The sequence below is a fragment of the Vibrio fortis genome (genome assembly GCF_024347475.1).
GTDB classification, from domain to species: domain Bacteria; phylum Pseudomonadota; class Gammaproteobacteria; order Enterobacterales; family Vibrionaceae; genus Vibrio; species Vibrio fortis.
In genome coordinates, this window is record NZ_AP025488.1 from 629,055 (window position 1) to 652,129 (window position 23,075).

Annotated in this window: 16 protein-coding genes; 10 read left to right on the plus strand and 6 right to left on the minus strand. The window is 45.5% G+C overall.

Translation table 11 applies throughout. From position 1 onward, the window contains the following. The first annotated feature begins 179 nt into the window (after positions 1-179). The 5 genes from OCV50_RS17385 to OCV50_RS17405 are packed head-to-tail and all read left to right on the plus strand — an operon-like array spanning position 180 to position 8,696. The gene (locus tag OCV50_RS17385; protein ID WP_261905076.1) at positions 180-2,189 is read left to right on the plus strand and encodes a prolyl oligopeptidase family serine peptidase; all 2,010 of its coding nucleotides are present in this window, start codon (positions 180-182) and stop codon (positions 2,187-2,189) included. Continuing rightward, entirely contained in the window at positions 2,190-4,334 is a 2,145-nt protein-coding gene (locus OCV50_RS17390) for a TonB-dependent hemoglobin/transferrin/lactoferrin family receptor (protein WP_261905077.1), read from the plus strand. It begins immediately after the preceding gene. Positions 4,335-4,343: 9 nt separating this feature from the next. Next, the gene (locus tag OCV50_RS17395; protein WP_261905078.1) at positions 4,344-6,662 is read left to right on the plus strand and encodes a proprotein convertase P-domain-containing protein; all 2,319 of its coding nucleotides are present in this window, start codon (positions 4,344-4,346) and stop codon (positions 6,660-6,662) included. A 4-nt stretch (positions 6,663-6,666) separates the two neighbouring features. Beyond that, positions 6,667-8,136 (plus strand): DUF1566 domain-containing protein, encoded by a 1,470-nt coding sequence (locus OCV50_RS17400; RefSeq protein WP_261905079.1) that lies wholly within the window; start codon positions 6,667-6,669, stop codon positions 8,134-8,136. Positions 8,137-8,138: 2 nt separating this feature from the next. Further along, positions 8,139-8,696: an Lcl C-terminal domain-containing protein gene (locus OCV50_RS17405; protein WP_239839612.1), complete on the plus strand. Its 558-nt coding sequence runs from the start codon at positions 8,139-8,141 to the stop codon at positions 8,694-8,696. A gap of 132 nt (positions 8,697-8,828) precedes the next feature. Here the strand turns inward: OCV50_RS17405 and OCV50_RS17410 are convergent, their stop codons facing one another. Beyond that, positions 8,829-10,472, minus strand: coding sequence for a methyl-accepting chemotaxis protein (locus tag OCV50_RS17410; RefSeq protein ID WP_261905080.1), 1,644 nt, complete (start codon positions 10,470-10,472; stop codon positions 8,829-8,831). Positions 10,473-10,910: 438 nt separating this feature from the next. Here OCV50_RS17410 and OCV50_RS17415 point away from each other — a divergent pair, with 438 nt between their 5' ends. The 5 genes from OCV50_RS17415 to OCV50_RS17435 all read left to right on the plus strand — a co-directional run bounded on the left by OCV50_RS17415 (position 10,911) and on the right by OCV50_RS17435 (position 16,923). Beyond that, entirely contained in the window at positions 10,911-11,732 is an 822-nt protein-coding gene (locus OCV50_RS17415) for a phosphate ABC transporter substrate-binding protein (protein WP_239839614.1), read from the plus strand. A gap of 96 nt (positions 11,733-11,828) precedes the next feature. Beyond that, a complete protein-coding gene (gene pstC / locus OCV50_RS17420) occupies positions 11,829-12,758 on the plus strand; it encodes a phosphate ABC transporter permease subunit PstC (RefSeq protein ID WP_239839615.1) in 930 nt (309 codons plus the stop codon). Between the two features lie 16 nt (positions 12,759-12,774). Beyond that, a complete protein-coding gene (pstA, locus tag OCV50_RS17425) occupies positions 12,775-13,638 on the plus strand; it encodes a phosphate ABC transporter permease PstA (protein WP_239839616.1) in 864 nt (287 codons plus the stop codon). Between the two features lie 107 nt (positions 13,639-13,745). Continuing rightward, positions 13,746-14,495 carry a phosphate ABC transporter ATP-binding protein PstB gene (pstB, locus tag OCV50_RS17430; protein ID WP_032550501.1) on the plus strand — a complete coding sequence of 250 codons (750 nt, stop codon included), beginning with the start codon at positions 13,746-13,748 and terminating at the stop codon, positions 14,493-14,495. Positions 14,496-14,778: 283 nt separating this feature from the next. Further along, positions 14,779-16,923, plus strand: coding sequence for a sensor domain-containing diguanylate cyclase (locus OCV50_RS17435; protein WP_261905081.1), 2,145 nt, complete (start codon positions 14,779-14,781; stop codon positions 16,921-16,923). Positions 16,924-17,048: 125 nt separating this feature from the next. On the opposite strand, the gene OCV50_RS17440 is transcribed toward OCV50_RS17435, so the two are convergent. From OCV50_RS17440 to OCV50_RS17460, 5 genes are read right to left on the minus strand one after another with little or no spacing between them, the layout of a single operon-like run. Then, positions 17,049-18,698, minus strand: a complete 1,650-nt coding sequence (locus OCV50_RS17440) for a BatD family protein (RefSeq protein ID WP_261905082.1) — start codon at positions 18,696-18,698, stop codon at positions 17,049-17,051. A gap of 2 nt (positions 18,699-18,700) precedes the next feature. Continuing rightward, positions 18,701-20,716 carry a VWA domain-containing protein gene (locus OCV50_RS17445; RefSeq protein ID WP_261905083.1) on the minus strand — a complete coding sequence of 672 codons (2,016 nt, stop codon included), beginning with the start codon at positions 20,714-20,716 and terminating at the stop codon, positions 18,701-18,703. Continuing rightward, a complete protein-coding gene (locus OCV50_RS17450) occupies positions 20,709-21,686 on the minus strand; it encodes a vWA domain-containing protein (protein WP_261905084.1) in 978 nt (325 codons plus the stop codon). Before OCV50_RS17450 ends, OCV50_RS17445 begins: the two co-directional genes overlap by 8 nt. After that, on the minus strand, positions 21,683-22,150 hold the full coding sequence (locus tag OCV50_RS17455; protein ID WP_261905085.1) for a DUF4381 domain-containing protein: 468 nt from the start codon (positions 22,148-22,150) through the stop codon (positions 21,683-21,685). Before OCV50_RS17455 ends, OCV50_RS17450 begins: the two co-directional genes overlap by 4 nt. Next, on the minus strand, positions 22,140-23,072 hold the full coding sequence (locus tag OCV50_RS17460) for a DUF58 domain-containing protein (RefSeq protein ID WP_261905086.1): 933 nt from the start codon (positions 23,070-23,072) through the stop codon (positions 22,140-22,142). Before OCV50_RS17460 ends, OCV50_RS17455 begins: the two co-directional genes overlap by 11 nt. Between the last annotated feature and the right edge of the window lie 3 nt (positions 23,073-23,075).

The following is a 23,075-nucleotide window of genomic DNA, read 5'->3' on the forward strand; positions in this document are numbered from 1 at the left end:
GTCGTCTAAGTCTCTGAAAATGAATAGTTAGACAGTACAATAAACCAATAAGTCACTCGCTATGAGAATAATAATTGAGACCAATATCACTAAACCATGAAAATGATAATTGATCTCATTATCGTTTGAGTGCAGTATACGCGAAATTTATTAAATTGGCGTATGGATTTGTTGGGTTTATGAAAAGGTGTTGCCTGCTTGTTTTAGCAACTTTAATTTCAGGAAGTGTGATTGCTGAGGATCGGTTCTCTTGGTTGAGAGACGATTCTAGAAGCAATGAGCGCGTCTTAGATTATCTCGAGAAACAGAACGAGACGACTGACGCGTTTCAGAAGACCCTACAACATGAAATCGACTCGCTACAATCTATGTGGCGTGAAAACCGTCCGCAACGCTCCGAGAAGCCTTGGCGGGAAATCCATGGTGTCGAGTATGTGTGGAATGATTACACACTGTTGTCGCGAGCTCAGGGTAGTGTTAATTCTACGCCTATTTTTGATGCCACAGTCCATGCAGCACAATATGAGTTTTATCAAATTGGTGGCTGGAAACTAAGCCCTGACAATACCTTACTCGCTATTGCAGAAGATCTTGATGGTTCTGAACAGTATCAGATCAGCATTGTTGAGTTAGCGACTAATAAAATCACGCCTCTTGTTACTGGTGTTGAGCCATCTATCGCTTGGTCGAACGATGGGGAATCTTTGTATTTGGTAAAACAAGAACCAAATACACAGCGGCCGCATGTATTGTTCAACAAGTCGTTGAAAGGTGGAACTGAGAAGCTGCTGTTCCAAGAGCATGAAAGTGCATGGCTGCTTTCAACGTATCTTGCAAGTGATCCAAGCTTCGCCATTGTTCAAAGCAACAGTGAAAATAGCAGCGAACAACGTTTTCTCGATCTCAATACGGGTGAGTTATCTCAACCAATTCAAACGCGCCAAGAGGGCATTGAGTACTATGCCGACCGTTTTGCCGATCGCGTGTATATCAATAGCAATCATCAACGCAAAAATTTCCAGATCTATCGAGTGATTAGCTCTGATTTTATGAATATTGAGGCTTGGCATGATTTTGGTGATTTTAAAGCGGATGAATCTATCAACAACTTTCATTTATTCCGTTCAGGTGTCGTGGTTCAAACCAATCTGCAAGGTAAGCAAAAACTGCATGTTTTTGATGAAAGCGACAAGCTGATAAAGATTGAAAACGTGGCTCGTGAAGGTGGCGTCGCTTGGGTTAGCCAAGTTGGAGACTATCAGAGTAATCAGTTACATATTCGCAGCATGTCTATGGTCCAACCTGGACTTTGGGAACGCTTCAATACGCTAACGGCAACTCGTGAATCGATAGGACAAGATATCTATCCAAACTATCAAGCAGACATGTATGTTACCCAAACTCTGAATATTGAGAATGACGGACATGCTGTCCCAGTGACGCTCGCTTACCGAAAAGATCTTCTGAATAAGCAGAATCCGGTAGTCCTATACGGGTATGGCGCTTATGGGGTCACAATGAAACCCTACTTTATGCCACAGATAATCAGTTTACTTGATCGTGGTGTTATCTACGCTATCGCTCATGTAAGAGGTGGTGGTTTTAAAGGTGAGCATTGGTATCAAGATGGCAAAGGTATCAACAAGCCCACGAGTATTGCTGATTTTGTAGCTGCCGCTCGAACCCTTCAACATTTTCAACAAGGTGAGCGAGCAATATTAGCCATGGGATCCAGTGCTGGAGGCACTTTAGTAGCTGGAGCTTTAAATGAAGCTCCCGAAGTATTTGCTGGCGCCTCTCTTAAGGTCCCATTTGTGGATGTGATCAGCAGTATGTCGGATGAAACATTACCGTTAACTGCTCAGCAGTATGCTGAGTGGGGTGACCCTCATAAAGAGTCTGAACTTTCAGCCATGAAAGCCTATGACCCTTATCTCAATCTTTCCAAAGCCGATTATCCACCTGTTTTGATCAGTGTTGGCCTCAATGATCGACGGGTTCCTTATTGGGAAGGCGCTAAGTATCACGCCAAGTTGCAATCTTTGACGACAGGAAATGGCCCTTATTTGCTGTCGACCAACTTTAGCCAAGGTCATTCGAGTGACAGGCGGCAGTCTTTATCACAACAAGCGTTTGAATACGCATTTCTATTATCACTTACGCATAAAAATACTAAAGCGGAGCAGTAAATGAAGCTTTCCCCCCTATCAGCGGCAGTACTGAGTGTACTTGCTGCCAACGTCGTGCACGCCGAATCTGAGGTTTTTCAGTTTGAAGAGGTGGTCGTCACCGCAAATAAAATCGAACAACCCCTATCTGAAGTGGCTGGTTCAGTGGCTGTTATCGATGGCGAACAGATCGAAAAAGCGGGCGCGACCGAGCTTTACGACGCAATCAGAAATGAGCCGGGTGTCAGCGTGAGTGGTGGGGCAGGCCGACCTCAGAACATTACTATCCGTGGTATGTCAGGCAACCGTATTGCGATTGTGAAAGATGGCATTAGAGCGTCAGACGGCTTTGGTGCGAATGCCCTAAACGACAAGGTAGGGCGTAACTCATTTGATATGTCTGATCTCGATAGCATTGAAATTGTTAAAGGCGCGAGCTCATCTATTTATGGTTCTGGTGCGATCGGTGGTGTGGTTGTGTTCAAGACCAAGCAACCAGGCGATTACCTAAAAGACAAAGACTTTTATAGCGATGTGTCAGGTACTTATACCGGTATAAGCAATAAATATCGAGGTGCAACGAAACTTGCTTTTCGCTCGGGAAATGTTGAGAGCTTAGTTAGCCTAGCCTATTGGGAAGGTGAAGAAACACGTAATTTCGATCAAGACTTAAATAACCGTGAAATCGACGGAGTAAGCGGTGCTTACACACTGAACTACTGGGTGGAAGATGACTTAATGCTGAAAGGTCGAGTCGAGTACTACAAAGATAATCAGAGCAGGTTGGAAGGACTCGCTAAGATTCAAAAAGATGGTAGTTGGGTTACTCAGAGCTTCAACCAGCAGACATATACCGAAACGGTAACTGCGTATGTGGGGGCTGAGTATTTGCCTTTGAATTCTTGGTTTGAAGAGCTTGATACTAAGTTGTACTGGCGCGAGATGGTGGCCGATGAAGCCTTAAATGTGCTGATCTCGCAAGATCAGAACAACGTGCCTGTGCAACGCAGATTGATTGATGATCGCCATTTCACAGACCAATTAATTGGTTTAAATGCGGACTTTATCTCTTCATTTCAACAAGGGAATGCAAGCCACAGCTTAGCGTATGGCGCGAGTTTAGAAAGTACACTCTATGAACGCCCTAGCTCAAGTTCGACAATCGATTGGAATGGCTTGAAAGTCGAAAACAAGAAGCCTTTTTCACCTGCTCGTACTTACAATTTTGCGGCACATGTTCGAGATGTTATGGAGATAGACAAATGGACACTGACGACCGGCGTACGATTTGACTTAGAGCAGATAACCCCTGAATCGGAAAATCAGATTCAAGGTTATGAAGTGAAAGATAGAACTAGCAGCGCTGTATCACCAAGTCTATCTGTGGCTTATCAATTGACGGATTCATTGAACACGTACTTGTCATACAACCGTGGTTTCAGAGCGCCTAGCTATGACAAGATTTACGGTTTTCAAAATCATGACTTTGTGCCAATCACGCCCTTCGTAATCATACCTAACGAAGATCTTGAAGCTGAGACGAGTGATTCATTCGAGCTAGGCAGTAAGTTTGACAATGGAAGCACTCTTTTATACGCGTCTGTTTTTTATCAGAAGTTTAAGAACTTCATTGATGTCAAACAGATCTCGTTCGCTCCTGATCCAAGCAACAATGGAAACTACTACAAGCAATATCAGAATGTGAGCGGTGTTGAAACATACGGTTTTGAAGCATCGGTAGGACAGCGTTTAAGCGAGTTTTGGAGTGTAACTGCGCAGGTTGGCTTTGTTGATGGTGAAGACAATAACGGTGAAAAAGTGCGTACGTTAACCCCTTGGGAGGGTAGCGCTCAGCTACGTTACGACAACCAAGCGTTATCCGCTTATACCATGTTGAATTGGGCACAAGCGATGGATAAGGTGCCGGAGTGCGAAACAGATATTGGCCTTGCAACGGATTGTGCGACAACAGCAGGTTGGGCGACCGTAGATATGGGGGTGAGCTATTCGTGGAACTTTGGCTTAGACCTTTCTGCTAATGTCATCAACTTATTCGATAAGGAATACATCCGTTACCAAGATGTCGCAGGCATTATGGACGAAAACAAGCACTACTCTACAGAGCCAGGGCGTTACTTCACTGTAAATGCTCGATACGAGTTTTAAGGCGGATTTATGAAAAAGAGATCGCTTTACCTCGCAATGTTACTGGCATCTACTCCGAGCTTAGCTGCGGAGTGGGACTACCCTGTAGGTAACGTTTCAGTTTCTAATTCTCAAGAAGCACTGGCGTACTTGGAGCAAGCATACCCAGAGGCTGGCTCGTTAAGATTTAGGTACCAAAAACAGTCTAAGCTTGGTCATCACTACAATTTTGATGTCCTGGTTATGGGGGAGTACAAACAGCAGCGTACGATAGTACTGTCCACTAACAGTGACGATCAGGTTTCTAGAATATTCAGAAGCTTGGAAGATACGGTGCTACTTAGTGGTCAACCGACGACGGCCGCTGAACTTGAAGCTCCACGACAGTTAAAAGCAGAACGTGCGCCAGAACTGAGCAGCGGCCAACTTGTGCCAGCTAAGGTCAAGGTATTTAGCCCAGATTTAAGAACGATGGATCGCAGCGCGCCTCCCGAAACACTGCTTACTGATATCACTCAGTATCAGAATGCGCCGCAATACGTTGAAGCTAACGTTGAGGTTCTCGACCACGCTGATGGCATCTATTTAAGTAACTCTCGTGTATCTCAGGTCGATGCAATCGCTTTAGTGGCTTATGGCCCTGGCTCGGGTGAGGTCGTGTCACGTGACACATCGGGCTTTCTTACACCTGAAGGTATTACAAGATTCGATAAAATCGAAGATCTTCAGCATGTAGGATGGCAAGACAATCGTTTCCCACAGTTGATGGCGTTTACTCACCTCGACCAATCACTTCGCTACATCGAAGGGCTTGGCTTTTCTGTATTTGAACAACCACTAGAGTTCGATGGGCGTGGGTTATCCGCTGATAACTCTACTTATTACTACGGTCCAAAAGCCACTCTGTTTGGGATTGCGGGCGGTTCACCAGATGCCCTTGATGCAGATGTGATTTTGCATGAGCTTGGTCATGGAATCCATTATCAGATTGTTCGCGACTGGGCTTATGGTCATACCGGAGCAATTGGTGAAGGATTTGGTGACTACTGGGCGGGGTCGTTTAGCTTCAGAGCGCAGTATGAAGATGCCCAAACTCAAGGACAAGAGTTTGAAATCGATACTGTCTTCAATTGGGATGGTTACTTTGGTGTAAGAAAGACGACGCGTAGCCTTTGGAATCAAAGAGCGCGCTACTTTAGACAAGCTGAGTATCGTGCGCACGAAAGTGTCGCAGGTGAATTGGGCGATGAACTGTGGTCAACACCCTTGTTTCAGGCTCTAAAAGTCGGTGTAGAGCGTTACGGGCACGCTGCGTTTCAAGAGTTCGATTCTATCGTTCTTGAATCAATGTACGGTGTTGGTCGTGGCGTCAAGATGCATGACCTAGCAGAGAGCATGTTGTTTGTTGCTGAAGCGCTTTATCCAGCGCGTGACTATGCGCAAATTTTGAAAGAAAAATTTGATGTGCATAACTTGATCATTGAGCCATTCTCGGTCGAGACGAAGGGCCGATACGCTCACCCAGAGCAATCCTTAGATATCGAGCTACATCCAACATTGCGTCAGCCTCAATGGAGTGGACATATTGATATCGACGGTCTGAGTCAGCCTTTTGATAGTGCCACAACTGCAAGTCTCGCCATTCAAGCAACGTTGCCTACAGGTAAAGTGTGCGGAACTGCTATTCCTTTAAATACAACCATCGACTACCAGTACTCAGCTTCGCTGAAACAGCAGAATTGGCAGCATGATATGACGATCGTTTATGGCTTGCCTTCTTTCTCCACGCCAATTAAAGAGGTGAATGGTTACTTACCGGACAGCCGTCAGAGTTCGAACAATCAGCCTATTGTTGGTTTCAAAACTTTTAACTTCACGGTAGAAGGCTCTGGGCAAACCGTTGGTGAGAATTTTGGCCTGTATCTGGATATTGACCACTCAAGGTTGAGTGACTTGGTAATTAGTCTTGTCTCTCCACGAGGAACAAAGGTCGATTTAATCAATCACCAATCAACAACGTTCGACGGTTTTGATGGGTATTTCACGTTTAAACACGACTCGGTCTTAGGTGAGTTTAAAAATGAACCCATGAATGGTACGTGGCGACTTGAAGTGGGTGATTACGTTGAAAGTGAAACAGGGCAACTTAATCGCTGGGTAATCGGCAATATCTCTCATTACGAATGTGGTGACGCTGCAGCTAAGGAACAAGGTTCATCCAGCAGTTCTGGTGGCTCGATATCACCATTCATTCTCTTATTTGCAGCTCTGCTCTCGTTCGGCAGGGCTGTGAACATGCGTACTTTGTCTCTTCTGACAATGCTCTTTAAAAACAAAACAAGAAGATAACTCTATGAAACCACAATTGACTATTTTGGCCATCTCTTTGGCTCTTGCGGGCTGTGGTGGCTCAAGTGGCGATACCTCTGCGCCAACCTATACAACAGCAGGAAAGATCACGGCACAGAATGTGAACCTTGAAAGTAAGGTTTGTTCTGACTTAAACCAAAGCTTTACTTGTGATGCTGGTGAGCCGACTGTTACGGCTGATAGTAACGGCGAATTTAGTTTGACGAGTACGCAGAAATCCATTCTTTCTTTACCCCTTTTGGTTGAAGTCGATACCGGTGTCGCAGCAACAAGGTCGGATGGTAGCTCATCATCAGTGGCCTATATCGCCGCACCTGGTATTCAAAAAGCGTCAGGCAATGAAATTAATGGTATCAGCTCCTTGATTGCGGGCTATATGGGCGATGGTTTCACGTTGGATCAAGCTAATGCGAAATTGAAAGCTCAACTAGCGACAAAAGGGATAACCATTAATGGGGCACTTGAAGACCAACTGTCGGCGACGGAGCTTGCTAGTTTGGAACAAAATGTTGTCTCAACTTTAAAGCTGTTCGATAGCAGTAATCGCGCGTACATGTTAGCTCAGTTTAGCGCTAGCTTTGACGATGCTTCCGCTGATTATGTGGCGGGTGTATTAGATGCAAATACAGTGTCTACTTTTGTACAAAATCTTGAAGATGAAGTGAAAGCAGGTACAACACTGAATGATACGGGCGCAACCCTTTATTTTTCAGATACTGATAACATACAAGATGTTCAAGATAGACCTGACTCCTTTCCTGGACAAGATGCTGAGTACGGCTTTGATAAGACCGAAGTAAATACGAATACAGGTAACGGCTTTAAATTCGTAAAGCTTGATTTAAAAGGTGTGGCACTTGCAGATGATGCGACTGAATGGTCATGTGTACTCGATGAGCGCAGCGGCTTGATTTGGGAATCTAAGACAGAAGATGCCAAATCCCTACAATTTAAAGACCGACAACTGGCACTGGAAATTCCAGGGGTAGTGACGCCTTACGAATTGGATATCGCTGAAGCAACCTGTCAAACCCAGGGTGACAGCATATGTACCACGCAGGATTATGTTGAGCACATCAACTCAATCAGCCTCTGTGGTAAAACAGATTGGCGTTTACCGACGTTTCACGAGTTCTATAACTTACTGGACTTTGGCGAGACAGAGAAAAATGAAAAGGGCGCGGTGTATGGCCTGACTTACAAGTATTTCCCACATCAAACATCTGGTGGTAACTACACATCCATAGGTGCGGTATGGAATCAATCCATCGTTTACAACCAATACAGCCCTAGTGCTGTTGAAGGTGGTTTTTACTACAACGAGATCGGAACATTAGGAGGGGAGCGTGGCTACATCAGTGCGTTAGAGATCTACTCTGGAGATGTTGATTCTTCTGAAAATTCTGATTCTTACTTATTCCCTGCTCGTCTCGTTTCAGTTCAAGGTAAATAGCGATGAAAAAACTAATCACAACTGCCCTAATTGGTCTATTTTCAGCGGGTGCGTTCGCACAGGAGTGTAGCCTCGATATCACTAAGACAGCTGCTAACAGTCGTTATGTCACCAACAGTAACGGCACTTTTACTGATCAGCTTACAGGCTTGACGTGGATGCGTTGCCAAGTAGGTAAAACTTGGAATAGTTCTTCTAGCTCTTGTACTGGCACTGCAGAAAGGTATTTCTGGCAAAGTGCATTAACAATGGTTGAGTCAGTCAATGACGTAAACGGAAACCATGCACTGCATAAGTTTGCGGGTCAAGATAAATGGCGCATGCCAAACATTAAAGAGTTAGTGTCGCTTAAAGAGGTAGCGTGTCACTCGCCAGCAGTTAGCACTAAGGTTTTTGGAGACTCTATGAGTTATGAAGTCGGTGACTTGGCAGCATATATCTGGAGCGCGACTTCTGCTGGAAATGGGGAGAGCATCATGGCGTTTGAAACCTTCAATGGAGAAGTCTTACCATACAATGCAGCTCAGTTTGAATATAGTGTTCTTCTAGTTGCAGAATAGTTGACAGCTAGACACCTTCGCCAATAGAAACGAAGAGGCCGTGGTAGATACCACGGCCTCTTTTTAGATTTTGTCAGCGATCTTTAACGTATTGATTAGGAAGTTCACTGACTTCTCAAATCTATAAAGTATCTACACCTTAAAGTAGTTCAACGCTTGCTTCTGCCTCTCTGACAGCCCAGACAGCTCATGAGCTGCGGCAGCTGATTGAGTAATACCGGTTACATTTTGGCTTACCAATTCGTAAATGGTGCTCAAGTTGGTGTTGATATCGGCCGTTACTTGTTTTTGCTCTTCAGATGCCGTCGCAACTTGCGTATTGATGCTGTTTAGATCAGCAATCGCGTTGCTGATGTCGCTTAGAGAGCCGCTCACCTTAGTGGCAAGCGCTTGGTTATCTTCAAGCATAGCTAGGCTGGAGTGCATGCTCTCATTCGCTTGACCCGATTGAGTCTGCAGTTCTTCAATAATCACTTGGATCTCTTTGGTCGACTCTTGAGTACGAGCGGCAAGCATACGAACCTCATCTGCAACTACTGCAAAGCCACGCCCACTTTCACCGGCACGTGCTGCTTCGATGGCTGCGTTGAGTGCCAATAGATTAGTTTGCTCAGAGATGCTTTCGATTACTTCGATCACTTTACCAATCTGCTCTGATTGATCCTTCAAAGAAGTAACAACGTCGGCCGCTTTGTTTAATTGGTCTGCCATCTTTTCGCTTGCACGCGTGCTCTCTTCAAACATGCTCAAGCTTTGGCTTGTTAGCTGGCTAGCTTGGCTTGAAGCACTGTCGGCATCTTGCGCGTTGCTCGATACCTCTGCCGCTGTTGATTCTAATTGGTTAACCGCAGAAGCGACCTGTTCGACTTCTTGCTTCTCTTGATCTGAGTTAACGCTCGATTGTGTCATTACGGCAGCAAGCTCGGTCGATGCTGAAGCGACCTCGATACTGATTCGAGATAACGAACCTACTGTTTCACGAAGTTGATCTACAGTTTGGTTAACATCTTGAGCTAGGTGAGTGATTTCATTATTGCCCTCAGCCTTTGCTTTCACTAACAGGTTGCCTTTAGCCACTTCACGCATGGTTTCTTGTAGCTCGCGAATTGGTTTCACAATCACACCAGCTAGAGTCCAGCTAATGATAAGTGCAATTGAGAGAATGACAATAAGGCCGATTTTCGCTGAAGTTAGGGTGGTGTCGTGTTTTGCACCATTGTTCTCGACTTCTTGCAAAGCGATGTGGTTCAGCTTTTTAGATAGGGCATTAATGGCTTTTACCATTTCATTGCCAGCGTGGCGATATTGATCAGTCGCTACCTGATACTGAGTATCAAAGTCGGCTGGTGGGAAGCCATTACTGTGTTTAAGTTGCAGAAGCGGCAGCATTGTTGTTCGTGAAAAGTCGACATAGTGGCCCATGGCCTTACGCATTGCCGCAACTTCATCTTGTAGGCCTGGCACGGTATTAAGAGAGTTAAGCAATTGCGTATTATCGTCACGTTTTTGATTCAATGTATCGATAAGAGTACGTACATCGTCAGGGTTAAACAGGCTGTAAATCGCTTTGATACGCATACCGTAACTATTGTCGACGATGTCACTAAGTTCTTCTTTATGAACAATCAGATTGTCTGTGGCTTTTGATACGTCCTGGAAAGCTTCCTCAAGCTTTTCTCCACCAATAATGACACCGGCAAGTAGTAGAACGACGGAGAAAAGTACGGGTAGTAGAACTTGCATTTTAATGGATAAGCCACTGAGTAACTGGCGCATGAATAGGTCCTCTTGGTAATGCGTAATTGAGAATTGTTCTTATTTGTTATTGTTGAGATTGAATTCTAACTAATGAGACTGATACTTCAATCAATAAAAGATTACATTTTGTTATGTGCGAGCCATGTTGAATTACATTTGGTAATTAATGTGCTGATTATTCACTCACTTATGGTGTGGTTTTTTGTGAGCTGTGCGACATGTTACAGAAGAGCTTTCAAGAATTGTAGGTTTAATTGATCGAGTTGTTAATAAAGTAATGTTTTTAGAACAATGAGTTAGAAGAGAGGAGGGGAAGATTAAGGATAAGAAAAATCAGAAAATTGCAGTTGTCATATAGGCTTCAATTTACTGAAACACAACTGTCATATTCGAAACTTAAAGTGAGCACCGTTCAAGTAAAACACAACGGCAATAACGCCACTTAAGGAAATTGTGATGAAAAAGACAGTTATCGGTGCAATGGCACTACTAGGCGCACTAACAGTGAATACGGCTTCAGCTAAAGAAACTATCTCTGTAGTTGGCTCTAACAGTGCTTCTCCACTGGTTGAAGTTTTTGCAGAAACATACATGAATAAAGGTGAAGAAGTCTTCATCGAAATTCAAGCTCCTGGTTCATCTGCAGGCATCAAAGCAGCAAAAAATGGAAGTGCTGACCTAGGTATCTCTTCTCGTGACCTAAAAGCTGAAGAAAAAACAGCAGACCTAAAAGAGCTAGTTATTGCTCGTGACGGTATCGCGGTTGTAGTTAACCCAAGCAACGAAGTATCTGCACTAACTGCAGACCAAATTACAGCAATCTACAAAGGCGAAATCTCTAACTGGAAAGACGTTGGCGGTGCTGACAAGCCTATCGTAGCAATCACTCGTGATACAGCTTCTGGTACACGTGGTGCATTTGAAGACATCCTAAAACTTAAGAAGAAGATTGGTGACAAGAAAGTATCAGCAATCTCTCAACGTGCTCAAGTTGCTAACGGTAACGGTGCTCTTAAAGTATCTGTAGCAAGCAACCCATACGCAATCGGCTACATCTCTCTAGGTACAGTAGACAACTCTGTTCAAGCTCTAACTATCGACGGCGCAGCAGCAACTGTTGATAACGTTAAGAACGGTTCTTACAAAGTAGCTCGTCCTTTCCTAGTGCTTTACAAAGATGGTGCTCCATCTGCTGAAACTCAGAAGTTCCTAGACTGGATGGTAGCTGACGAAGCTCAAGCTATCTCAGCTAAGAAAGGTTACATCACTGTAAACTAATCTGAATTTAATCAAGACTTTAATTATTGCTCAGCCTGCCTTTAGGCTGAGCCTTTTCTTTCAGCTTTGTTGTCCACAGAGCATGAGATTTTAAATATGACCATCGCACATAGTGAAAAGCTTATGAATACTGAAGCTACACAAGTTAATAAGCCGAGCCTACGTACTAAAAAGCGTATCGACTGGAAAGAACGTATCTTCCACGGTTTATTCTTAACGAGTGCTGTAATCGGCATCGTTTCACTGGCAGTAATCGCTTATTTTATCGTTGCAGAGAGTATTCCTGCATTCCAAGAGGCAGGCGTCTCTGGCATCGTTCTCGGTGTAGATTGGCTACCACCAGCGCTATTCGGTGTTGCAACCATGATTGTTGCTTCTATCGTTTCAACATTAGGCGCGGTAGTGGTTGGTGTACCAGTCGGTGTTTTGACCGCTATCTTTATCGCTGAAATCGCACCAAAACGCTTGGCTGATATTATCCGTCCAGCGGTTGAGCTTTTAGCAGGTATTCCTTCAGTGGTATACGGCTTTTTTGGCCTTGTCATTATCGTTCCAATGATTCAGAACATCTTCTCAGTACCAGCGGGTAACACTATCCTAGCGGGTATCATTGTTCTGGGTATCATGATTCTACCAACCGTTATCACAGTATCGGAGACGTCAATTCGCGCGGTACCTCGTACCTACAAAGAAGGCTCTCTTGCGCTTGGTGCTTCTAAGATCTTTACCATCTTCAAACTTCTCGTTCCTGCCGCTCGCTCGGGCATCATGACGGGTGTGATTCTGGGTATCGGTCGTGCACTTGGTGAAACCATGGCGATCATCATGGTTATGGGTAACGCCCCAGCGATGCCAGAAGGCATTTTAGACTCTGCTCGTACACTAACAGCAAACATCGCGATTGAAATGTCATACGCAAGTGGTGTTCATGCTAATGCTCTGTACGCAACGGGTGTGGTACTTCTAGTGTTCATCATGATGCTAAATGGTGCTCTACTTTATCTAAACCGCGAAAAAGCTAAGTAAGCGGAAGGTGGAAAAAATGGATCGTGTAAAATTAAAACAGTCTCGCCAGAATAAAGACAACATCTTAAATGCCTTTATTTGGGGAGCGGCGGCTGTCACAGTCGGTTTCCTATTTTGGATCATTTGGTACATCCTTTCTAACGGCCTACAGCACGTAGATTGGAACTTCATCACGGATAACTACACACGTACAGGTACTGAACACGGTATCTTCCCAATGATCGTTGCAACTATTTATATGGTTATCGCATCGATTGCGGTGGCAGCGCCACTGGGCATCATGACGGCAATCTATCTGACAGAATATGCGAAAGTGGGTAGCCGTTTAGTGAAAGTTATTCGATTCTGTACAGAGTCACTAGCGGGTATTCCATCGATCATCTTTGGTCTATTTGGTATGACTTTCTTCGTATCGATTCTTGGTCTTGGCTTCTCGATTCTATCAGGTGCTCTGACACTAAGTATCCTGATTCTTCCTGTAATCATCCGTACTACAGAAGAAGCATTGATGGCGGTACCACAAACATACCGCGAAGGCTCATACGGCCTTGGCGCTTCGAAAATCTACACTATCTGGCGCTTAATCTTGCCTAGCGCGATGCCAGGTATCTTAACTTCGGTCATTCTTAGTATTGGTCGTGTAATCGGTGAATCTGCACCTGTTTTCTTAACAGCTGGTATGGTGGCACGTATTCCAGAATCTCTAATGGATTCAGGTCGTACCCTAACGGTTCACTTATATAAGCTAACTACCGAGCTGTTCACTATTGATGAGTGGAACCAAGCTTACGGTACAGCGACAGTCCTGATTGTGCTTGTTCTTCTGATCAACATGGTCACAAAACTAATTGCAAGACGCTTTAACACAGCAACGTACTAACGATTCCGGGCATTGAGCAAAGAGACGCCCTAGTACAGGGCTCCAAGGTGAGCCCATTGATAAAGCATCAAGTTAGACACGAATTTAAGAATTTAGAGATTAAGAACATGAACAAATTTGATATTGAAAACCTAGATCTGTTTTACGGTGAAAACCAAGCACTTAAATCTATCAACCTGCCAATCCCAACGCGCCAAGTAACAGCTCTGATTGGTCCATCGGGTTGTGGTAAATCAACACTGCTACGCTGCCTGAATCGCATGAATGACCTTATCGAAGGCGTGACGATTAAGGGTAAGTTGGATATGGATGGTACGAACATCTATGGTGACATCGACGTTGCAGACCTACGTATCCGTGTTGGTATGGTTTTCCAAAAGCCGAACCCATTCCCAATGAGCATCTACGAGAACGTGGCATACGGCCTACGCGCTCAAGGTATTAAAGATAAGAAGCACATTGATGAAGTAGTAGAGCGTTCACTGCGTGGTGCAGCACTTTGGGATGAAGTGAAAGATCGTTTGAAGTCTCACGCATTTGGTCTGTCTGGTGGTCAGCAACAACGTCTATGTATTGCTCGTACTATCGCAATGGAACCTGATGTGATTCTTATGGACGAACCAACGTCAGCACTTGATCCAATTGCCACACACAAGATCGAAGAGTTGATGGAAGATCTGAAGAAGAACTACACCATTGTTATCGTAACGCACTCGATGCAACAAGCTCGTCGTATCTCTGACCGCACCGCATTCTTCCTTATGGGTGAACTGGTTGAACACGATGACACTCAAGTTATTTTCAGTGACCCGAAAGACGATCGTACTAAGGGTTATGTAAATGGTGACTTCGGTTAATTGTAACCATTGCCATCACCGCGCTTAATTTACTGGCATATCACTACAATAATAAGCGATGGACTTTTGCCCCACATTTGTGGGGCTTTTTTGTATTACGAAGAAAGTGAATTTGTCGATGAATTTTTGGGCACAAAATCCCATTTTTGTAGCGCTTCTCAAGCTTGTGATAAAGGAAAATAGGAAATTGCGAGCCGCTTAACATCTCATTTTCACTTGCATTGATTGCATATTAAGGCTTAGGTATTTTTGCTACACTCTTACAACCATTGGATGGAAAGTCGTGCCAGTAAAAGCCTTTGCAAAACAAATATCTTCCACTCGCGACCACCGTCTTTTGGCTGACTCTTTGTTCGAATATCTGTCTCATTTATTAGACCCTCAAGGCATTGGGATTTTTGTCGAACCTGCATCCACCTCTACTCGCACACCTATGTACCAGTGCGGTGATCTTTCTTGCCTAAATAGCTACCCCACAACTTTTTGGTCTTGGGTTTCTCAGTTCGATACTGCTGACGGAGTACTTCCGATGGCCATCAACACCTGTAATTGGGACCACTTCGATGTGCTGGGCGGCGAATCCTTCATACTTATGCTAGACAACTGTCCGAGTTGTCGAACGTATCTGATCATTCAAAACTGTGCCGCTGAAAAGGTTAATCAAACCTTCAGCGATGGCTTCGATGTGTTGCAACTGGCTGCGGCAAGGTGGCAGTGCATACGTGCGGAAAAGAATGCCACCATAGAGATTAAGAACCGAGACACGCGTGAAGCGCAATATCTCGACGAAATTAAGTTAAGAGAGCAGTTCGTAGAAAACATGAAGTTGGTGCATCAAGTTGCACTAGACCTCTCTAACCCAGACTCATTAGATGCTCTTTATAAGGCGTCTGTGGAAGCGGTGAGAGATCGTTTGGGCTTTGACCGAGCAATCTTCATGTTGTTAGATATGAAAAAGCGCTGCTTTAGTGGCACTTATGGTACCGATGAGAACGGCAAAACCAACAGTGAGCACCATACTCAGTACGACCTTCATCAACTAGAAAGCGAATACATTGAAGCGCTTTCTGACGACCACACCAACCTAGTGATCATCGAGCAGGCACCGCTTTATACCGCAGGACAAGTGGTTGGACAGGGGTGGAATGGCATGTTGATCCTCAGAGAAGGGGACAAACCTGTCGGCTGGATTGCTATGGATAACTATATCAATCGTGCGCCGATAACGGGTTATCAAAAGCAGATGCTGGAATCTTTTGGCTCGTTACTTTCACAGATTTACATTCGTAAACGCCAAGAGCAGAATATTCGCATGTTGCACTCGAGCATGGTGGAACTCTCTCGTTGCGACAACGTTAGTGCCGTCTGTAAATCTGCGGTGAGCTTCGCTATCAAGCATCTTGGCATTGACCGTTTAGCTGTTTTCTTGACCGACAAAGAGTGCTCCTACATGCAGGGCACCTGGGGTACCGATATTCAGGGTAACATTGTCGACGAATCTTACTATCACTCTGATCTTGTTGAGCGTGACATTGTCGCGGCAGCACGTTCACGCCCTAATGAAGTTGCTTTTGAAGAGTCTGTACCTATCTACCATGACTACAATATCGTTGGAGTAGGTTGGACGGCGATGACACTGCTAACCAGCAATACTGGTGTACCAATTGCCTTTATTGCAGCCGACAACTTGTTAACGCGTAGTTCATTGACCTCTCAGCTTCGAGAAGTGATTCGTATCTTTGCGTCTAGTTTAGCGGAAGTGCTGCAACGAACCATGGCGCAGGAAGAGTTGAAAGAGCTGAATGAGCGGCTAGAGGAAGAGGTGAAAAAGCGCACCTTAGAGTTGCAGTTGGCTAATGAGCAGTTAGATGTCATATCTAAATTGGATCCATTAACACGCTTAGGCAATCGTCGTATGCTGGCGCAGGTATTAGACAACTTAAACTCAACTCACTTTGAACCAAGCAGACCAAACGAGAAGGTGGTGTTTGGATTGATTCTACTCGACCTAGATCATTTCGGTTTATACAACAGTGTTTATGGCCATACAGAAGGGGATTCAGCGCTGCGCTCGGTCGGAAAGATTTTAAGTGACCATATACTGCACGAGAACGACACTTTCTGTCGTATCGGTGGCGAAGAGTTCATGTTGTTGATGGTTGATACCAGTGACAGTGAAACCAAGCAGCGTGCCGACAGTATCAGACGCTGTATTGAGGAGGCGCAGATCCCTCATAGTGAAAGTTCAACCAGTGATTTCCTGACCGCCTCAGTGGGGTTCGCCTCTTTGAGTGCCAGCTTGGATTGTCTTGACTTCGACTTACTCTATGACATGGCTGATAAGGCGCTGTATCAAGCCAAAGACCGAGGGCGAAACCGTGTGGTATCGGCATTTGAGAACAGCCAGATTGAGGCGACATTTTATTAACCAAGCACCGTGTCTCTGTAGACTGTGATTCTAAACAAAAGCCCCTGAGTTCCTTTCGAACTCAGGGGCTTCGTCTTGTCAGGGCTCCGTTGTATAGAGTCTGAGTTTAAGCTTGGGACAAGGGCTTACAGTGGTGCAAGTTGTTCACTCGCCTTTTTAACTCGGCTCTGATTAGCAGCGTTGATGGCCTCAATGGCACCCTTTGACGACCAACCAGTTCCCCCATCTGCTTGTGGACCAAAGAGGTGTTGGTTGAGCTGGTCGATTTCTTTTCTCACAGTATTAAGGTGCTGCTGCGGAAGATCGGGATTCTCTTTGTGCCATTGGCTTAGCTTGGCATTTGCCATTAGCGCATCCTTTCTCTGAATCGCGTCGATTAGCTCAGCTTGCGTATCTTCTTTGTTGATGACCTTTGGTGTTACTGTCTTCGTCGTATCTCGTTTGCGCCACAAAGTCAGAGCAATCACAGAGGTGATTAGCCATAAAGCGGCAAAAAACGCCGTTAGGTAAGGCCAGATACCCGGTTCTTGAGTCGTTGTAACTTCGAGGTTATTTGGCTTATCTGTTGATACTGGAGCTTGTGCTGGCGCAACGTTGTTACCAGTGACGTTTAAGGTTAACCCGTTAATCTGGCTGGTAGCTTTCTCTTTGGTTTCGGTATTAAACCAAGTTTGTTCTAATCCTGGAAGCTCGACTGTTCCTGAGGATTTTGGAATCAATACTTGTTTGTAGACAACAAGATTGTCTCCTGCGTCTGTTTTACCAAACTGAGGTTTTTCTTCATAAACGCGGACACTGTTTGGGTATTCGATATTCACGCTCGGTAACTGGTGAGCTTTGATGCCTTTAGCGCTGACAGTAATGGTGCGAGTTAGTGCATCGCCCGCTTCAAGCTCTAGCTGTTCAGGAGAGCGCGTAAGCCTGGTATCGTTGATGCTCCAAACTTGGTTGATACTTAAATCAGCTGTTGGTAGCCAATTCCCTTGAGCATCACCCGGAATCGATAGTACCTCTACCGGTAGCGTTTGAACGGGAGTATCGAGTTGGAATAAACGCGTTTTGTTCGAGTTATTGGCTGAGTAAACTACGGCACCTGTTAGTTTTGGCCCGCGCAGCTCAAATGTGCCCGCTGTATCGGACGATATCTCAAAGCTCTGCTGAACAACCGTTACTTCTTTGCCGTGGTAGACATCTTGGTACTGCTTTGACTCACCAATAGGTTCAACTTTTAGGCTCGAAGAGCTTGGTGGATCAATTCGCGGATCCTGTAAGCGTCTCGGGTCGGCCTTGATGATCAATTTTACGTCCAAAATTGCCACTTCACCGACATAGAGAGAGTCTCTATTTAGGTCGAGCTTGAACTCAGCCATCTGATCTTGTGTCGGTGCGGCTTTGTTCTGCGCAACATTGATCTGAATCGGTTGAGTCTGTGCCCCTTCGATATCAAAGGCTGGAATGGTGAGCTTGCCCAATCGCAATGGTGCCAATGTGATGGTCCACTCACTTGAAACGGTGCGACTGCCGTTAATGATGCGAATCGAAGAGCCAAAGTTAGGTCTGCCGATGTAAAAATCGCTTTCGAGGGCGCTTAAGTCTAGAGCGTCTGAACTGACTTTTTCATTGGTTGAAACTCTTAATAGAAATACTTCGTCTCTGGTGACTTGATTCTCGCTAACACTTGCAACCGCTGTTGCTGCGTAGGCGGTATGGCTACTGACAATACTGATGAGTAGGGTGAACAGTAGCGTCAAAAATGGTGTATGAATACGTTGCATGGTTACCACTTTTTCGATGGGTTATTCGGAGCGCCTTGTTCTTGCGCTTGTAACATCATTTGAGCTCGAAGCAGACGACTTGGGTCGCGAACGCTCTCCACTTGTTCTAGCTTCCTACGGTCTGGATCTTGTGAAGCATCTGACGGCTGAGCTTGTGCCATTTGAGGCGAGCCTTCGGAGTCTGAATCTTGCTGCTGGGCAGACGTTGGTGTTGTTGGCGTGCCTGATCCTTGTTCTTCATCCCCTTCACCTGCTTTAGGTTGGCTAGCATGGTTATTGCTCGGTTGAGCTGATGCCTGTTCAGATGGTGAAGGTGTTTGGCTGTCACCAGTATTTTTAGGTGCTTGCTCATTTTGGCCAGATGATTGCTGAGATTGTTCACGAGTAGAATCAGATTGTTGCTCTGATTGACCTGATGAGCTTGACGAGTTCTCGCTATTCTGGCCACTTTGACCTTGCTGACCTTGCTGACCTTGCTGACCTTGCTGACCTTGCTGACCTTGCTGACCTTGCTGACCTTGCTGACCTTGCTGACCTTGCTGACCTTGCTGACCTTGCTGACCTTGCTGATTTGCTTGATCTTGTGATTGGTCCTGAGCATCATCTTGCTGTTGCTGTTGCTGTTGCTGTTGCTGTTGCTGTTGCTGTTGCTGTTGCTGTTGCTGTTGCTGTTGCTGTTGCTGTTGCTGTTGCTGTTGCTCCAGAAGTTCAAGATTACTCTTCGCAAAGGCGTGGTCAGGGTTCTGTTCAAGAATGCGCTTGTATTCTTCGATTGCGGGTTCGAATTTACCTTGTTGCGCTAGAGCATTGGCGTGGTTGTAGCGCGCACGCTCTGTATCTAAAGTAGATAGCGTGTTTTCCGCATCTTGGTACTGTCCCGCTTGATATTGAGCGACACCTTTCCATTCAGGATCAATAAACAGCTCTGCTGCTTGCTCAAAGTCGCCCTGTTCATAGTATTGGTGGGCTATCTGATCATCTGTACGCCAAGGGTTAGCGAATGCTGGATTTGGTTGAGTAGCCAATAACGCAAAGCCTATTACGCTCCAAATTACGCCCGGTCGGAACAGACCTAAAGCAGGGAATAAAATCAACGGTAGTAGCCAAAACCCTTGATTGACTCTGCTTGTCACCCCTTGCGTCGTCTTCTCAACTTCAGCGGCTAGACTATGAGATTCAATAAACTGAGTGATTGTCTCTATGTCTGAGTTGTCAGCTTGCACCAAAGCAAACGCACCTTGGTTAGATTGGCTGATTGAACGCATGTTGCCGATGTCGCTTTTCGCGATTACGGTTTGACCCGAATCTTGAGTGAGCATGGAACCATTGCTCATCGTAATCGGTGAACCTGCTTGGCTACCAACGGCTAAAACCGACAAACGCCAAGGCGTATCAGAGAGAAGTTCATTAATCGCACGTTTATCATTGTTATCAATGTCGTCAGCGATCAAGATCAGGTCACCCTGAGAGACGTTGGCACGTTGCAGCATCTCAATACTTCGCTCGATCGCCTTGGCGGCATCAGCGCCTTGATAAGGCATAATATCTGGAGATAGGTTAGGAACCAGGTTTGCGATGGTCGCGCTGTCGGTGGTGAGAGGGCTAACTGTATAAGCGTCACCCGCGTATGCTATCATGCCGGTCACACCTTCACGCCATTGTGAAAGCATATCCAACGCCTTGTAACGCGCTTGGGTTAAGCGGTTAGGTTTCACGTCGGTGGCGTACATAGACATCGACATATCCATGATCAAAATTCGCGCTTGAGTCTTCTCAAAACTAGGGCGCTCACTAGTACTGAAGCTTGGTCCAGCAAGTGCGATGATGGTAATCATCCACCAGACAGAGAAAAGCGACAATTTACTGCGTGAGTTAACGGATTTCGCTGGGTCGAGGTACTGCGCGATATGTGGCGCGAGCAATCCCTGTTTTTGATTGCGACGCACTAGGAATACAATCACGGGCAGCGCAAACAAAGCAAATAACCAAGCGGGATAGATGAAGGTAAAGTTAGACATTGTTTCTCCTAATGACTAACAAAAGCAGGGATAAAGTGACGGCAATGGAAAGGGGCCAATGGAACCATTCCTGCTGTGGTCGCCAAACTTTAGTCGCCCCTGATATCGGCTCTAGACTATTAATGGTATCGTAAATGGTCGCGAGATCTTGGCTGTCACGGGCGCGGAAATACTGTCCTCCGGTGCGCTCGGCAATTGCCATTAACGTTTTCTCATCAAGGTCTTCTGCGGTGTTTACTTTACGCGACATAAAGAACTCTTTAACAACCATCTCACCGGCACCTACGCCGACAGTGTAAATCGTGGTGTCGAATTTTTTCGCAATATCAGCGGCTTCAAGAGGGGCAAGAACCCCTGCTGTATTGCTGCCATCACTCAACAGAATCATCACTCGTTGTGGCGCATCACTATCGACAAATGTTTTAGTGGCAAGTCCGATGCCATCACCAATCGCCGTTTGGGTGCCAATCAACCTTAAAACTGCTTGATTAAGCTGTTGGCTGAGTGTGCTTCTGTCGAGTGTGAGAGGTGTTTGCAAGTAGGCGTGATCAGCAAACAGCACTAGCCCAACACGATCTCCTTTGCGTTTATCAATGAAGTCACTCAGTACATGTTTTACGGCCGATAAACGATCGATGTACTCGCCATTAAACGCCATATCTTCTTTACTCATTGAGTAAGAGAGGTCGACAACCAGCATCAAGTCGCGGTGCTTAGGCTGAAACTCTACCGGTTCACCGAACCAAACCGGCCTTGCGCTCGCCGTGATTAAGAGAACCCATATAAGTGTGGCTAGAATCTTAGGTAGCCGAGTACTCGGTGCTTTACCGCTCGTGTCACTGGGTAAAAAAGGCAGAGTCAGTGTGTCTGTCGGCTTAGCGGCAGGCGCCAAACGATGAACAATCAGCGGTATCGGCAGCAGCAAAAACATCCACCACCACACAAATTCAATATTCAATAAACCACTCATAATTGAACTCTCTTCGGTGGCAATGCATGGCGAACCCAATAGGCGCAGTCATCGACTAGAGCCTTACGAGTAGACGGGTCAATGGCTGTGCTTTCACTCTGGTACAGAGATTGTTGCCAAGCATCGCTATGGTCGATAAAGCGTGGCGATTTTAATTGCGAATCGAGAAACTGATACCACTGCTCACCTTGCATAGAAGCGACCGTCTCTCTTGGAAAGTAGCTGATGGCTGCTTGGCGAACCGTTGCAAGTGCTTCAGCTGGCGAAATATCCGGATTGTTAGTCAATTTCGCGAGTGCAATTTTCTGAATCACTCGATCTTGCTGATGTTTCTGGTAGAGCTTTACAGCGACGATAAGGATCGCAATAACAACCACGATAAGGCACCACCAGCCCCATGCGAGCGGCCACCAATGTGGAGCGTCAGGTGTAATAACAGGGCTGAGTTCTAATTTAGGCGTCATTCTTACCCCCTGAAATTTGACTCATTAAGGGCTCAGAGCTGGTGATAGAACTGCGAGGGATTGCAAGGCGTAAGCAAAGATCTTTGATCTGCTGCTGGTGCTCCTCAAAAGCGCTTTTTAGTTTGTTCTTCTCTGCTTTGGAAGAGAAGTTAAACCATTGAGTTCGCTGTCCATCACTCACATGTTTCATGCCTTTAAATAGGGTATCCCCTTGCTCTAAAGGGTCGTAGAAATGAACGAAGCGTATCCGGTTATGCTGACGCATTTGATTCAATAGTGAGTAGTCACTATCTTTGTATCGACTGAAATCACTTAAGAAAATGATGTCGCTGCCTTTAGGGCTGAGCCTGTTCAATGATTTGAGCGCCATTGAAAAATCGGTCTGACAAGCAGATTTGGACGATTGTACAGATTGGTTATTGGTGGCAATCAGCTGTTGCAAGATACGCAGTGGGGCATGATGGCTAGAGCTCGGCTTTATTTCTGTCAGTTTCTGACCATCATCGATAACTGCACCTATACGGTCTTTACTGGCAATAGTAAGCCAGCAGAGTTGACTCGCTAAGTGTGCAAGTTGCACCGATTTCAAGAGCAGCGTAGAACCAAACATCATGCTATTCGACATATCCAAATAGAGAATTACTGGTTGCTCGCGCTCTTCTGAGAAAATCTTGGTGTGCGTTTTACCCGTACGAGCCGTGACTCGCCAATCAATGCTACGAATGTCATCACCCGCTTGGTATTGACGGACCTCTGAAAAGTTCATACCTCGGCCTTTGCTGCGACTTTCATGTTGTCCATTGAGCTGTGACCAAAGGCTCTTTGCGGGAGGTAGCCAGCGAACCGTTTGAGCTTTGTATTGCAAAAGCTCATCTAGGTTGAGTAACACACCGTTACTGTGCTGAGGGAGTTGCTGATTCATGTT

Coding starts and splice junctions, on each gene's coding strand:
- OCV50_RS17385 (WP_261905076.1), top strand. CDS start 180: ATGAAAAGGTGTTGCCTGCTTGTTTTAGCAACTTTAATTTCAGGAAGT.
- OCV50_RS17390 (WP_261905077.1), top strand. CDS start 2,190: ATGAAGCTTTCCCCCCTATCAGCGGCAGTACTGAGTGTACTTGCTGCC.
- OCV50_RS17395 (WP_261905078.1), top strand. CDS start 4,344: ATGAAAAAGAGATCGCTTTACCTCGCAATGTTACTGGCATCTACTCCG.
- OCV50_RS17400 (WP_261905079.1), top strand. CDS start 6,667: ATGAAACCACAATTGACTATTTTGGCCATCTCTTTGGCTCTTGCGGGC.
- OCV50_RS17405 (WP_239839612.1), top strand. CDS start 8,139: ATGAAAAAACTAATCACAACTGCCCTAATTGGTCTATTTTCAGCGGGT.
- OCV50_RS17410 (WP_261905080.1), bottom strand. CDS start 10,472: ATGCGCCAGTTACTCAGTGGCTTATCCATTAAAATGCAAGTTCTACTA.
- OCV50_RS17415 (WP_239839614.1), top strand. CDS start 10,911: ATGAAAAAGACAGTTATCGGTGCAATGGCACTACTAGGCGCACTAACA.
- pstC (WP_239839615.1), top strand. CDS start 11,829: ATGACCATCGCACATAGTGAAAAGCTTATGAATACTGAAGCTACACAA.
- pstA (WP_239839616.1), top strand. CDS start 12,775: ATGGATCGTGTAAAATTAAAACAGTCTCGCCAGAATAAAGACAACATC.
- pstB (WP_032550501.1), top strand. CDS start 13,746: ATGAACAAATTTGATATTGAAAACCTAGATCTGTTTTACGGTGAAAAC.
- OCV50_RS17440 (WP_261905082.1), bottom strand. CDS start 18,698: ATGCAACGTATTCATACACCATTTTTGACGCTACTGTTCACCCTACTC.
- OCV50_RS17445 (WP_261905083.1), bottom strand. CDS start 20,716: ATGTCTAACTTTACCTTCATCTATCCCGCTTGGTTATTTGCTTTGTTT.
- OCV50_RS17450 (WP_261905084.1), bottom strand. CDS start 21,686: ATGAGTGGTTTATTGAATATTGAATTTGTGTGGTGGTGGATGTTTTTG.
- OCV50_RS17455 (WP_261905085.1), bottom strand. CDS start 22,150: ATGACGCCTAAATTAGAACTCAGCCCTGTTATTACACCTGACGCTCCA.
- OCV50_RS17460 (WP_261905086.1), bottom strand. CDS start 23,072: ATGAATCAGCAACTCCCTCAGCACAGTAACGGTGTGTTACTCAACCTA.